The sequence below is a fragment of the Pseudomonas sp. FA117 genome, from assembly GCF_057370475.1.
In genome coordinates, this window is the sequence record NZ_CM170675.1 from 3,867,825 (window position 1) to 3,880,979 (window position 13,155).

At 62.2% G+C, this 13,155-nt stretch carries 13 protein-coding genes; 4 read left to right on the plus strand and 9 right to left on the minus strand.

Features of this window, described 5'->3' with window-relative positions:
- Positions 1-168: 168 nt before the first annotated feature.
- Together fabA and fabB are read left to right on the plus strand one after the other, a co-directional pair.
- A complete protein-coding gene (gene fabA / locus AC1TXO_RS17935; RefSeq protein WP_102684717.1) occupies positions 169-684 on the plus strand; it encodes a 3-hydroxyacyl-[acyl-carrier-protein] dehydratase FabA in 516 nt (171 codons plus the stop codon).
- Between the two features lie 11 nt (positions 685-695).
- On the plus strand, positions 696-1,916 hold the full coding sequence (gene fabB, locus AC1TXO_RS17940) for a beta-ketoacyl-ACP synthase I (protein ID WP_054894239.1): 1,221 nt from the start codon (positions 696-698) through the stop codon (positions 1,914-1,916).
- A 116-nt stretch (positions 1,917-2,032) separates the two neighbouring features.
- Here the strand turns inward: fabB and AC1TXO_RS17945 are convergent, their stop codons facing one another.
- On the minus strand, positions 2,033-3,034 hold the full coding sequence (locus AC1TXO_RS17945; protein WP_486402990.1) for an amidohydrolase family protein: 1,002 nt from the start codon (positions 3,032-3,034) through the stop codon (positions 2,033-2,035).
- Between the two features lie 112 nt (positions 3,035-3,146).
- Between AC1TXO_RS17945 and AC1TXO_RS17950 the strand changes: the two genes are divergently transcribed.
- Positions 3,147-4,010, plus strand: coding sequence for a pirin family protein (locus AC1TXO_RS17950; RefSeq protein ID WP_486402991.1), 864 nt, complete (start codon positions 3,147-3,149; stop codon positions 4,008-4,010).
- A gap of 30 nt (positions 4,011-4,040) precedes the next feature.
- Here AC1TXO_RS17950 and AC1TXO_RS17955 read toward each other — a convergent pair whose 3' ends face one another.
- The 4 genes from AC1TXO_RS17955 to AC1TXO_RS17970 all read right to left on the minus strand — a co-directional run bounded on the left by AC1TXO_RS17955 (position 4,041) and on the right by AC1TXO_RS17970 (position 7,766).
- Complete coding sequence (locus AC1TXO_RS17955) at positions 4,041-4,766, minus strand: dienelactone hydrolase family protein (protein WP_486402992.1); 726 nt, start codon at positions 4,764-4,766, stop codon at positions 4,041-4,043.
- A 72-nt stretch (positions 4,767-4,838) separates the two neighbouring features.
- Positions 4,839-6,746 carry a molecular chaperone HtpG gene (gene htpG, locus AC1TXO_RS17960; protein ID WP_486402993.1) on the minus strand — a complete coding sequence of 636 codons (1,908 nt, stop codon included), beginning with the start codon at positions 6,744-6,746 and terminating at the stop codon, positions 4,839-4,841.
- 88 nt (positions 6,747-6,834) lie between these two features.
- A complete protein-coding gene (locus AC1TXO_RS17965) occupies positions 6,835-7,293 on the minus strand; it encodes a PaaI family thioesterase (RefSeq protein ID WP_486402994.1) in 459 nt (152 codons plus the stop codon).
- Positions 7,290-7,766 carry a PaaI family thioesterase gene (locus tag AC1TXO_RS17970; RefSeq protein ID WP_486402995.1) on the minus strand — a complete coding sequence of 159 codons (477 nt, stop codon included), beginning with the start codon at positions 7,764-7,766 and terminating at the stop codon, positions 7,290-7,292. The genes AC1TXO_RS17965 and AC1TXO_RS17970 overlap by 4 nt, the downstream gene beginning before the upstream one ends.
- 155 nt (positions 7,767-7,921) lie before the next feature.
- Here AC1TXO_RS17970 and AC1TXO_RS17975 point away from each other — a divergent pair, with 155 nt between their 5' ends.
- Positions 7,922-8,197: a hypothetical protein gene (locus AC1TXO_RS17975; protein WP_054894248.1), complete on the plus strand. Its 276-nt coding sequence runs from the start codon at positions 7,922-7,924 to the stop codon at positions 8,195-8,197.
- An 81-nt stretch (positions 8,198-8,278) separates the two neighbouring features.
- On the opposite strand, the gene AC1TXO_RS17980 is transcribed toward AC1TXO_RS17975, so the two are convergent.
- From AC1TXO_RS17980 to sucC, 4 genes are all read right to left on the minus strand, one after another.
- Entirely contained in the window at positions 8,279-9,028 is a 750-nt protein-coding gene (locus AC1TXO_RS17980; protein ID WP_486402996.1) for a DUF599 domain-containing protein, read from the minus strand.
- A 248-nt stretch (positions 9,029-9,276) separates the two neighbouring features.
- Entirely contained in the window at positions 9,277-10,590 is a 1,314-nt protein-coding gene (gene brnQ / locus AC1TXO_RS17985; RefSeq protein ID WP_486402997.1) for a branched-chain amino acid transport system II carrier protein, read from the minus strand.
- Positions 10,591-10,975: 385 nt separating this feature from the next.
- Positions 10,976-11,860 (minus strand): succinate--CoA ligase subunit alpha, encoded by an 885-nt coding sequence (gene sucD, locus AC1TXO_RS17990; RefSeq protein ID WP_016393102.1) that lies wholly within the window; start codon positions 11,858-11,860, stop codon positions 10,976-10,978.
- Positions 11,860-13,026: an ADP-forming succinate--CoA ligase subunit beta gene (sucC, locus tag AC1TXO_RS17995; RefSeq protein WP_011534748.1), complete on the minus strand. Its 1,167-nt coding sequence runs from the start codon at positions 13,024-13,026 to the stop codon at positions 11,860-11,862. Before sucC ends, sucD begins: the two co-directional genes overlap by 1 nt.
- Positions 13,027-13,155: the final 129 nt, after the last annotated feature.

Genomic DNA, 13,155 nt, shown 5'->3' on the forward strand with positions numbered 1-13,155 from the left:
CCGGAAAATAAAACTTTCAGTGCACACCTGTACTTCTTTTGCCAGGTGCGCTGTGACTTTCACCACAACGCAATAGTCTACCTGTAGGCTGCCGCCTCGGACTCTGTAGGAATCCGGGCCGGCCGGGAAGATTCATCCCCTGCCGCAGGGGGTTATTGAGGAGCTCGCATGACCAAACAACACGCCTTTACTCGGGAAGACCTGCTGCGCTGCAGTCGCGGTGAGCTGTTCGGCCCCGGTAATGCGCAACTGCCCGCCCCGAACATGCTGATGGTAGACCGCATCACCCACATCAGCGAGGAAGGCGGCAAGTTCGGCAAAGGTGAATTGGTCGCCGAGCTGGATATCAATCCAGACCTGTGGTTCTTCGCCTGCCACTTCGAAGGCGATCCGGTGATGCCGGGCTGCCTGGGCCTCGACGCCATGTGGCAGCTGGTCGGCTTCTTCCTCGGCTGGCAGGGCCTGCCGGGCCGCGGTCGTGCACTGGGTTCGGGCGAAGTGAAGTTCTTCGGCCAGGTGCTGCCTACGGCCAAGAAAGTCACCTACAACATTCATATCAAGCGCGTCCTGAAGGGCAAGCTGAACATGGCCATCGCCGATGGCTCGGTCAGCGTCGACGGTCGCGAGATCTACACCGCCGAAGGCCTGCGGGTCGGCGTGTTCACCTCCACTGACAATTTCTAAGGGTTATTCGCATGCGCCGCGTCGTTATCACTGGTCTGGGCATCGTTTCGTGCCTGGGCAATGACAAAGCTACCGTCACCGAAAACCTGCGCAACAGCCGTCCGGGTATCCGTTACAACCCGGAATACAAGGAAATGGGGCTGCGTAGCCAGGTTTCCGGCTCCATCGACCTGAACCTCGAAGAGCTGATCGACCGCAAGGTCTATCGCTTCGTCGGCCACGCCGCAGCCTACGCCTACCTGGCCATGCAGGACGCGATCAAGGACGCAGGCCTGACCGAGGAGCAGGTATCGAGCCCGCGCACCGGCCTGGTGGCCGGCTCCGGCGGCGCGTCGACCCTGAACCAGATGGAAGCGCTGGACACCCTGCGCGAGAAAGGCGTCAAGCGCGTCGGCCCGTACCGTGTCACCCGCACCATGGGCAGCACCGTCTCGGCGTGCCTGGCCACCCCGTTCAAGATCAAGGGCATCAACTACTCGATCTCGTCGGCCTGCGCCACCTCGGCACACTGCATCGGTACCGCGCTGGAGCAGATCCAGTGGGGCAAGCAGGACATCGTCTTCGCCGGCGGCGGTGAAGAAGAGCACTGGAGCCAGTCGTTCCTGTTCGATGCCATGGGCGCCCTGTCGACCAAGCGCAACGAAACCCCGGAACTGGCCTCGCGCGCGTATGACGCCGACCGTGACGGCTTCGTCATCGCCGGTGGTGGCGGCATGGTAGTGGTCGAGGAACTCGAGCACGCCCTGGCCCGTGGCGCCAAGATCTACGCCGAGATCGTCGGCTATGGCGCGACCTCCGACGGCTACGACATGGTCGCACCGAGCGGCGAAGGCGCCATCCGCTGCATGCAGCAGGCGCTGTCCACCGTCGACACCCCGATCGACTACCTGAACACCCACGGCACCTCCACGCCGGTCGGCGACGTCGCAGAGATGAAAGGCGTACGTGAAGTGTTCGGCGACAAGGCTCCGAAGATCAGCTCGACCAAGAGCCTGTCGGGCCACTCGCTGGGCGCCGCAGGCGTGCACGAGGCGATCTACTGCCTGCTGATGATGGAAAACAACTTCATCGCCGGTTCCGCCAACATCGACGAGCTGGACCCTGAGGTCGCCGACCTGCCGGTCCTGCGTCAGACCGAAGAAAATGCCAAGATCGACACGGTCATGAGCAACAGCTTCGGCTTCGGCGGCACCAACGCCACCCTGGTGCTCAAGCGCTGGACTGGCAAGTGATACGCTGACGCAACACTGAGAACGCCCCGACTGGTTCGGGGCGTTTTCTTTTCTGCGCCGTACTCCGGCCCAGTTGCAGCGTGCCGGCCGGCGAACAGACCAGCACGGCTGGACGACTATGGCTTGGGCAACACCGCCAGGAAGTTATCCCGCGCGACCTTGTTGGCCACCTCCTGCGGCAAGGCGTCGAGAAACGGGTCGAAGCCGTGCATCTGTTCGCCGACGCTGCCGAACTTGCCCACCACATCCGAGCCCAGCATGAACCGCTCAGGGAAGCGCTCGACCAGCGCCAGCCACTGCTTGCGCGGCTTGCCCTGCTCATCCAGCAGGTAAGGCTGCAACACGCTCCACGACAGGTCGATGTACAGGTTCGGGTAGGCCTCGAGCATGCGCTCCAGGGTCGGCAGGATGAAGTCCATCTGCGTCTGGTGACGATGAATCTCCATGCTGGTGCCGGCGTGCGCCCAGATGAAGCGGGTATGCGGATGATTGCGCAACGGCTCCTCGATCTCCGCCAGGTACAGCGGGTTGCGCTCGCGCTTGGAGGTGATGTTCGAGTGCACCAGCACTGGCAGGTCGCGTTCGGCCGCCAGGTGATAGATGCGCGTCATCGCCTCGTTGTTGGCCCGTGGCGTGTCGCCGCTGGTCAGCGCGGTCAGGTCGTCATGCCGGGTGAACACCTCGCCGATGCCCTGCCAGAACCCCGGGTGCAATTCGAGCATGCGTTCGATGTGGCTGACTGCGTTCTTGTCCACCGGATTGAAACCCGACAGGAACGGATGGAAACGCTTGCGCTGCCCGGCCGGCAACTTCTGCACCGCAGCCACCACATGGATGTCGGTGGCGCTGAACCAGTAGGCGTCGGCGTCATCGCCGGCATAGTAGCGCGGGCGCTTGGGCTCATCCTCGTGCCACTTCTTGGCAACCGGTATACCGGAAATCATCGCATGCTCGACCCCGGCCTTGTCCATGGCCTCGAGCAGCGCGGGCATGCCCTCGGTTTCCTGGAAGAAATCGACATAGTGCAGGTGTGCATCGCTGTAACGGTAGTCGCGCGCCTGCGCGGCCTGGCACAAGCATCCGGTCAACATCATGCAGGCCAGCGCTCTGGCAATCATGGGCAATATCCTGTCCTCGGTCTGAACTGGGTAGACCGGCGCGCAAGCGCAACGGTTCAGCAATACCTGGCAAACCGCTATGCTGGGAACACTTCCCCGCCTGGAGCCCACCATGAGCAGCCCCCTGATCATCCGACCACGCGCCGAATCGGTGGAAGGCCAGCCGATCCTGCGTCCGCTGCCGTCGGCCCAGTGCCGCAGCGTCGGGCCCTTCGTGTTCTTCGACCACATGCTGGAAACCGACTACGCGCCGGGGCATGGCATGGATATCCGCCAGCACCCGCACATCGGCCTGTCGACCCTGACCTACCTGTTCGAAGGCGCCATCCTGCACAAGGACAGCCTGGGTTCCGAGCAGCGCGTGCTGCCGGGCGATGTGAGCTGGATGACCGCCGGCAACGGCGTAGCCCACGTCGAACGCACACCCGAGGACGCCCTGGCCCACGGTTCGCGCTTGCACGGCCTGCAGGTCTGGCTGGCCTCGCCGCGCGAGCATGAGCAGGGCGCGGCGAGCTACAGCCATCACCCGGCAGCAAGCCTGCCGGTCAGTGACGCCCTGGGCGTGCGCATCTGCATGATCGCCGGCAGCGGCTTCTGCCTGGAGTCACCCGTGCCGGTACTCTCCCCTACCCTCTATGCGCACGTGACGATGCAGCCTGCGACCACCCTGGTGGTGCCGAGCGAGCATGCACAGCGGGCCCTGTACCTGCTCGATGGCCAGTTGGAGATGGACGATGAGCAGGTCGAAGCCTGCACCATGATCGTGCTGCCGGAGGGAGAAACCGTGACGCTCTACGCCGAGGAAGGCTGCCAGCTGGTGCTGATTGGCGGTGCGCCACTGGATGGGCCGCGGCGGATGAACTGGAATTTCGTGGCCAGCGATGGGGATTTGATCGAGCAGGCCAGGGCCCGCTGGGCTGCCGGGGATTGGCCGACGGTTCCAGGGGAAACCTCGAGAATCGAGTTGCCACGCTGAACGTGGGGCCGCAAGGCGGCCCCCGCTGTCTCAGCGCTGGAACACCTCTTCCAGCAGGTTGTGCATCGCCCGGAACGCCCGCTCCGAGGTGCGGCGGTCGTACTGCATCTTGCCCGGCACATTGGCATTCGGGTCGGTGAACGAATGCACCGCCCCGCCATAGCTCAGCAACTGCCAGTCGACCTTGGCGGCATCCATCTCCGCTTCGAACGCCGGCAACTGCTCCTTGGGCACCAGCGGGTCGGCGGCGCCGTGCAGCACCAGCACCGAGCCCTTGATGCGCTTGCCATCTTCCGGGTTCGGTGTGTCGAGGGTGCCGTGGAACGACACCGCAGCGCGCAAGTCGGCGCCGGTGCGCGCCAACTCCAGGGCGCAGCAGCCACCGAAGCAGAAGCCAAAGGTGCCGACCTTGCCAGGCGCAAGCAACGCCCTGGACTGCCCGAGCAATTGCGCCAGGGCTTCCTGCATGCGCTTGCGCAACTCGGCACGGTCATTCTTCAGCGGCATCATTGCCGCCCCTGCCTCATCGGCATTCGCAGGGCGCACGCCCTGACCGTACAGGTCGGCGATCAGGACCACATAGCCCTTCTCGGCGACCTCCTTGGCGATGCGCTCGGCCCCTTCACCAATGCCCATCCAGTTGGGCGCCATGACCAGGGCCGGGCGACCCAGCGCACCGGGCTCGTAGACCAGGCGGCTTTCGTAGGTCTTGCCGGACAGGTGATAAACCAGCGATTCGACGATTACTTTGCTCATCAAGCACTCCTTTGGCACTTTTCCAGGCAGCCATGAAAAAAGCCCGCCGAAGCGGGCTTTCCAAGCATCAATTCAAGCAGACAACTCGACCAGCAGCTTGTTCAGGCGGCGAACATAGGCCGCCGGGTCCTTCAGGCTGTCACCGGCCGCCAGGGCCGCCTGGTCGAACAGGATGTGCGACAGCTCCGAGAAGCGGTCCTCGCTCTGCTCGTTGTCCAGCTTCTCGATCAGCGGGTGGCTCGGGTTGAATTCGAAGATCGGCTTCGAATCCGGTACCTTCTGCCCACTGGCTTCGAGGATCTGGCGCATCTGCAGGCCCAGGTCCTGCTCGCCGATCGCCAGGATCGCCGGCGAATCGGTCAGGCGATGGGAAACGCGGACTTCCGCCACGCTGTCACCCAGTGCACCCTTGAGGCGCTCGACCAGGCCTTCCTTGTTCTTGGCGACTTCTTCCTGGGCCTTCTTGTCCTCTTCGGAGTCCAGCTTGCCCAAGTCCAGGTCGCCGCGGGCGACGTCGACGAAGCTCTTGCCGTCGAATTCGCTCAGGTAGCTCATCAGCCACTCGTCGATGCGGTCGGTCAGCAGCAGCACTTCGATGCCTTTCTTGCGGAAGACCTCCAGGTGCGGGCTGTTCTTGACCTGCGCGTACGACTCGCCGGTGAGGTAGTAGATCTTGTCCTGGCCTTCCTTGGCACGGGCCAGGTAATCAGCCAGCGCGACGCTCTGCTCACCGCTGTCGTCGTGGGTGGAGGCAAAGCGCAGCAGGCCGGCGATCTTCTCCTTGTTGGCGAAGTCTTCGGCCGGACCTTCCTTGAGCACCTGGCCGAAGTTCTTCCAGAAGCCCTTGTACTGCTCGGGTTCGTTCTTGGCCAGCTTCTCCAGCATGTCCAGCACGCGCTTGGTCAGGGCCGACTTCATCGAGTCGATGATCGGGTCCTTCTGCAGGATCTCCCGCGAGACGTTCAGCGACAGGTCGTTGGAATCGACCACGCCCTTGATGAAGCGCAGGTACAGCGGCAGGAACGACTCGGCCTGATCCATGATGAACACGCGCTGCACGTACAGCTTCAGGCCGCGCGGCGCTTCGCGCTGGTACAGGTCGAACGGTGCACGCGCCGGCACGTACAGCAGCGAGTTGTACTCCAGCTTGCCTTCGACCTTGTTGTGGCTCCAGGCCAGCGGGTTCTCGAAGTCGTGGCCGATGTGCTTGTAGAACTCCTGGTATTCCTCGTCCTTGATCTCGGTACGCGAACGGGTCCACAGGGCACTGGCACGGTTGACGGTTTCCCATTCCTCGGCCGGCTGCTCTTCGCCTTCGGCGGCAGCAGGCTGCTCCTTGGGCAGCTGGATCGGCAGGGCAATGTGGTCGGAGTATTTCTTGACCACATTACGCAGGCGCCAGCCATCGGCGAATTCCTGCTCGTCCTTTTTCAGGTGCAGGACGATGCGGGTACCACGCTGCGGCTTGTCGACGGTGGCGACTTCGAAATCGCCCTCGCCCCTGGACGACCAGTGCACGCCTTCGGCGGCAGGTGCGCCGGCACGGCGGCTGAACACATCGACCTTGTCGGCGACGATGAAGGCGGAGTAGAAGCCCACGCCGAACTGGCCGATCAGGTGCGAATCCTTCTTCTGGTCACCGGTGAGGTTCCTCATGAAGTCGGCGGTACCGGACTTGGCGATGGTACCCAGGTGCGCGATGACGTCGGCGCGGCTCATGCCGATGCCGTTGTCTTCCAGCGTCACGGTGCCGGCATCCTTGTCGAAGCTCACGCGAATCTTCAGATCGGCATCGCCCTCGAGCAGCTCAGGCTTGGCCAGGGCTTCGAAACGCAACTTGTCGGCGGCGTCGGAGGCGTTGGAGATCAGCTCGCGCAGGAAGATCTCCTTGTTCGAGTACAGCGAATGGATCATGAGGTGCAGCAGTTGCTTGACCTCGGTCTGGAAGCCCAGGGTTTCTTTTTGAGTCTCCACACTCATCGTCTTCAAACTCCGATCTGTTGGTCATTGCACCCGACGGCAATTGCGCATGGCCGGGCAGATGTTCAGCAGATGGGGGCATGTCCGACTATTTCAAGGGCTTATGCGGCTCGATCTTGAAATGCGCACGGGCAGTGGCGATGGGCGAATCGCGATCAGCCTGCCAGGCGGTGATCGCCACATTGGTCACCCGGCGCCCCTGGCGCCACAGCTGGCAGTGGGCGAAGGTGTCGCGGTAGTGCCCGGCGCGCAGGTAATCGATGGAGAAGTCGATGATCTTGGGAATACTGAGGCTCTCGCTGAAGATCAGCAGATACAGCGCCGCCGACAGCTCCATGAAGCCTGCGATCACGCCGCCATGGATGGCCGGCAGCAAGGGATTGCCGATGTTGTCCTGGTTGGCCGGCAGGCGGAACAGCAGGTCGTCGCCCTGGCGCTCGCACTCGATGCCGATCAGGCCTGCGTAGGGGATCAGCGCCAGCAACGGCGCATAGTCGCCGCGCGCGTGGGCCTCGGTCAGTTGCTGGCGGACGTTCTCGGGAATCATGCCCTGCCCTCCTTCAGCGCGCTGGCGAAGCGAATACCGCCACGTGCCTCGTGCCCCAGGCGCATGAAGGTGCCGACCACCTGGCAGATTGGCTGGCCGGGATCGTCCTGGTATGCGCTACCCCGGGTGAAGATCACGTCGCGGGTAACTCGATAACAGTGGGCGTGGCCGTGGATGTCCTTGCCAGGCTCGGCGGGGTGCATGTAGTCGATGCGCAGGTCCAGGGTCGGACAGACCTCGAACTGCGGCAGCACGCACAACGTGGCCATGCCGCAGGTGGTATCCATCAGGGTGGTCAGCGCACCGCCATGGACGGCGCCGGTCTGTGGATTTCCGACAATGACCGGCGACCAGGGCAACAACAGCGTCATGCCCTCGGCGTCGGCGTGATGGACCCGCATCTGTAACAGCTGGCAGTGCCTGAGTGCCGAAAGAAAACGTTCGGCCATTGCCATCAGGGGCGTCTGGCTCATGATCCACTTGCTCCTTGCCGACTCGATAATTCACAACAACGCAGAAAAGTCGATATAGAACGCGGTGTTATATATCTGCAACCTGCGTTGAACTTATAGCTGACCTCTGGACTCGAAGGTTTCAAGCAAGTTATTCCACCAAGGAGAAACACCCCATGCGTAAACCTTTTGCTTTTGCTCTGATGCTGGCCGCTGCCATGGGCCTGGCTGCTTGCGACAAGGCGAGCGAAGACAAGGCCCAGGACGCACAGCAACATGCCGAGCAAGCCCAGGAGAAAATGGGCGAGGCTCAGGATAAAGTGAACGAGGCCGCCAAGGAAAACGCCGAAGCCGCCAAAGATCAGGCCGAAGCGCAGCAGAAAGCCGCCGAGGAAGCCCAGCCTTCCACGCCAGCACCTTCCACTGCTCCGGCCGAACCCGCCAAGCAGTAAGTGCGCTGAACGAAAAAACCCGACTCAGGTCGGGTTTTTTTGTGTCTGCGTCAATGGATGAAACGCTTCAGTGCCTGAATATCAACTAACGCTGACCGAAGTATCCTTGACCGTTTCACCCGCCACACTTTCCGTGGGCGTGAAGACCATCACTTCCAGTACATGGGAGTGGAACTCCCGTCGGTACAGAATGAATACCACGCCGACACTCAGGATCATGAACAGCCACGGGCTGACGAACCAGCTGAGCATGGCCATGCCGAAATAATACGAACGCAAACCAAGGTTGAACTGGTTGGCCGCCAGCGACAGCACGCGGGCCGCACGCGAGGCGAACGCCTTGCGCTCCTGTTCGCTGACTTGCCGCTCGCCGATCATCGGCGCCGACCCCACCAGCACCGCGGCAAAATTGTATTGGCGCATGCACCAGCTGAAGGTGAAGAAGGCGTAGACGAACACCATCGCCAGGCACAGCAGCTTGATTTCCGACATGCCTTGCGAGGCCTGCTGCACCAGCGGCAGGTCGGCCAGCAGCGACAGCGCACGGTCGGACGCGCCGAGCACGGTGAGGATGCCGGCCAGGATGATCAGCGTGCTGGAGGCGAAGAACGAGGCGTTGCGCTCGAGGTTGCCGATCACGCTGGCATCGGCGATGCGGTTGTCGCGCAGCAACATGCGGCGCATCCAGTCTTCCCGATAGAGATGCAGGACACTGGCCAGGCACGCAGTATCACGCCCCTTCCAGGTGGCATAACGGGTATAGCCACCCCAGCACAGCGCAAACCAGGCGATGGCCAGCAGGTTATGGAGATTGCTTTGGATGAAGGTCATGCAGGGGCTCCGAAGGCCAGGTGCATAAATGATGGAGTCCGGGGTTCGACGTTGGCCAGCGGTAAAAGGCACACTTTACGCGTGGAATATGCGTTGCCTGTGCGGGCGTCTTCGCGGGCAAGCCCGCTCACATGGCGGGCGCATGGGTAATAAAAAGCCCCGCATCCTTTCGGATGCGGGGCTTTTGGCTCAAGCATTCGGCAAGTGCCATTGGCTTGTGGCCAGCACCCACCGCAGGCTTCAACCTGTCAGGCCAGCGCCTCGCGCGGCTTGCCGAGCATGCGGTCACAGACCACGGCCGCAGCCAGTGCGATCACCGACGGCACCAGCCAGGCCAGGCCCTGCTCGCTCAGCGGCAGGTGCGCCGCAGCGTCAGGCAGGATGTGCGCCAGGCTGCTGCCCTTGATCGCGTCGACCATGCCGAACAGCAGCGACACCAGCATCACCGGCGCCAGGATACGTACCGGCGAGTTCCACAGATCCTTCACGAAGCTCAGCCCCACCACCACGATGCAGGGCGGGTAGATGGCAGTCAGCACCGGGATCGAGAACATGATCAGCTTGGTCAGGCCCAGGTTGGAGATCAGCAGCGAGAAGCCCGCCAGGATCACCACCAGGGCGCGGTACGACAGCGGCAGTATTTGGCTGAAGTACTCGGCACAGGCGCAGGTCAGGCCCACGGCGGTGACCAGGCAGGCCAGCGCGATCAGTACGGCAAGGAAGCCGCTGCCCAGCGAACCGAAGGTGTGCTGCACATAGGCATGCAGAACCGCCGCCCCGTTGCTGGCGTTGGCCGCGATCTCATGGCTGCCCGCGCCCAGGCGGAACAGACTGATGTACACCAGCGCAAGGCCGACACCGGCGATCAGGCCGGCGATGATGGCATAGCGGGTGATCAGCTTCGGCGACTCGACACCGCGCGAACGGATGGCGTTGACGATGACGATGCCGAACACCAGGGCACCGAGGGTGTCCATGGTCAGGTAGCCGTTGATGAAGCCCTGGGAGAACGGCGCTGCCACGTAGGCTGGCTGCGCGTCGCCGATAGGGCCGGCCGGCAGTGCGAAGGCAGCGATGCCGAGCACAGCCAGGGCGATGATCTTCAGCGGTGCCAGGAAACGGCCGACGGTATCGAGCAGCTTGCCCGGATACATCGACACCGCCAGTACCACGGCGAAGTACACCAGGCTGTAGATGAACAGCGCCAGCGGGCTCTCACCGGTCAGCGGCGCCACGCCCACCTCGAACGAAACGGTCGCGGTACGCGGGGTGGCGAACAGCGGGCCGACCGAGAGGTAGCAGACCGCTGCCAGCAGGCCACCGAAGAACTTGCCGATCGGGCTGCTCAGGGCGTCCATGCCGCCACCGACCTTGGCCAGTGCGACCACGGTGATGACCGGCAGGCCCACGGCAGTGACCAGGAAGCCAAGCGCGGCCATCCACACGTGCGGACCGGACTGCAGGCCGACGATAGGCGGGAAGATGATATTGCCCGCACCGACGAAAAGCGCGAACGTCATGAAGCCAAGTGCCAGGATATCCTGGCCTTTTAACACTTTCATTTAAGGAAGTACCACACTGCTGAAATCGGGATTCGAGAGGAAATTTCCCCGTGAATGGAGGAAATGTTGCCCGGCTTGGTGAGCCAGACCCGTTTAGCGTGTCGTTCCCTTTTGGGGTACGGGCACAGAGTGAACGCGTAGGGTACAGAATTTGCCCGGCAAACGCACTGTAATGGTGCTGCTTGTCCGATGTGCGTATGTGTTTGTCGTCTGCATGACCGAAGACTGTTGCGATTATCCCCGAATTGAAACAATCGTCTGCTGCAAAAATCCTATGGAACCCATCGAATAATCTGAGTTGTCACTCCCGCCATGAGGCCGCCCCGGAACGACAAAGGCCACCCGAAGGTGGCCTCTGTGCGCGTGGGGGGGTGTAGCGTGTTACTTACTTCTTGGCTTCCCAGCCAGTCAGCTCGGCCAGGGCCTTGCCGATGTCAGCCAGGGAACGCACGGTCTTCACACCAGCGTCCTGCAGTGCAGCGAATTTCTCGTCTGCAGTGCCTTTGCCGCCGGAGATGATGGCGCCAGCGTGGCCCATGCGCTTGCCCGCAGGTGCAGTTACACCGGCGATGTAGGAAACGACTGGCTTGGTGACGTTGGCCTTGATGTAGGCAGCAGCTTCTTCTTCAGCCGAACCGCCGATCTCACCGATCATGACGATCGCTTCGGTCTTCGGGTCTTCCTGGAACAGCTTCAGGATGTCGATGAAGTTGGAGCCCGGGATCGGGTCACCGCCGATGCCGACGCAGGTCGACTGGCCGAAACCGGCGTCGGTGGTCTGCTTCACAGCTTCGTAGGTCAGGGTGCCGGAACGCGAAACGATACCGACCTTGCCTGGCAGGTGGATGTGACCTGGCATGATGCCGATCTTGCACTCGCCCGGAGTGATCACACCTGGGCAGTTAGGGCCGATCAGGGTGACACCCAGCTCGTCGCACTTGACCTTGGCGTCCAGCATGTCGAGGGTAGGAATACCTTCGGTGATGCAGACGATCAGCTTGATGCCGCCGAAGGCCGCTTCCAGGATCGAGTCCTTGCAGAAAGGAGCCGGAACGTAGATGACCGAAGCGTCAGCGCCGGTCGCTTCCACAGCTTCCTTGACGGTGTTGAACACCGGCAGGCCCAGGTGGGTGGTGCCACCCTTGCCTGGGGTGACGCCGCCGACCATCTTGGTGCCGTAGGCGATGGCTTGTTCGGAGTGGAAAGTACCCTGCGAGCCGGTGAAGCCCTGGCAGATGACTTTGGTGTCTTTATTGATCAGGACGCTCATTACTTGCCCTCCGCAGCTTTGACAACTTGTTGAGCAGCGTCGGTCAGGCTGGTTGCCGCAATGATGTTCAAACCGCTTTCTGCCAGTACTTTAGCGCCCAGTTCGGCGTTGTTGCCTTCGAGGCGGACAACGACCGGCACTTTCACGCCGACTTCTTTCACTGCACCGATGATGCCTTCGGCAATCATGTCGCAACGAACGATACCACCGAAGATGTTGACCAGAACGGCCGCGACATTGCTGTCGGACAGGATGATCTTGAACGCTTCGGTAACGCGCTCCTTGGTAGCGCCGCCGCCAACGTCGAGGAAGTTGGCCGGCTTGCCGCCGTGCAGGTTGACGATGTCCATGGTACCCATGGCCAGGCCGGCACCGTTGACCATGCAGCCGATGTTGCCTTCCAGCGCAACGTAGTTCAGTTCGAACTTGGCAGCGTGGGCTTCACGGGCGTCGTCCTGGGACGGGTCGTGGAAGGTCTTCAGCTTGGGCTGACGGTACATGGCGTTGGCGTCGATGTTGATCTTGGCATCGAGGCAGTGCAGGTCGCCGTCGGCCTTGATCACCAGCGGGTTCACTTCCAGCAGGGCCAGGTCGTGATCCTTGAACAGCTTGGCCAGGCCTACGAAGATCTTGGCGAACTGTTGAACTTGCTTGCCTTCCAGGCCCAGCTGGAATGCCAGCTCGCGACCCTGGAACGGCTGAGCGCCGACCAGCGGGTCGATGGTAGCCTTGAGGATCTTCTCAGGAGTTTCGTGAGCGACTTTCTCGATGTCCACGCCACCTTCGGTGGAAGCCATGAACACGATGCGACGGCTCGAACGATCCACTACAGCGCCCAGGTACAGCTCTTTGGCGATGTCGGTGCAGGATTCGACCAGGATCTTGGAGACTGGCTGACCGTTGGCGTCAGTCTGGTAGGTGACCAGATTCTTGCCCAACCACTGCGCAGCGAACGCCTTGGCGTCTTCCTTGCTGCGAACCAGCTTGACGCCGCCCGCCTTACCGCGACCACCAGCGTGGACCTGGGCTTTGACAACCCACTCGGAACCGCCGATCTTGTCGCAGGCTTCTGCGGCTTGCTCAGGGGTGTCTACAGCGAAACCCTTGGAAACTGGCAGGCCGTACTCAGCGAACAGCTGTTTACCCTGATACTCGTGAAGATTCATGCTTTTTACCGTCTTCGTTAGGTACTGCGCTTCGGCGCTGCACTGTTTCCAGGGCCGCGCCACCTGTGACCGTTAACCCCGGATTTTTCCGGTGGCCCGGTCCGGCGGACATTCCGCGGTGGATCTTGC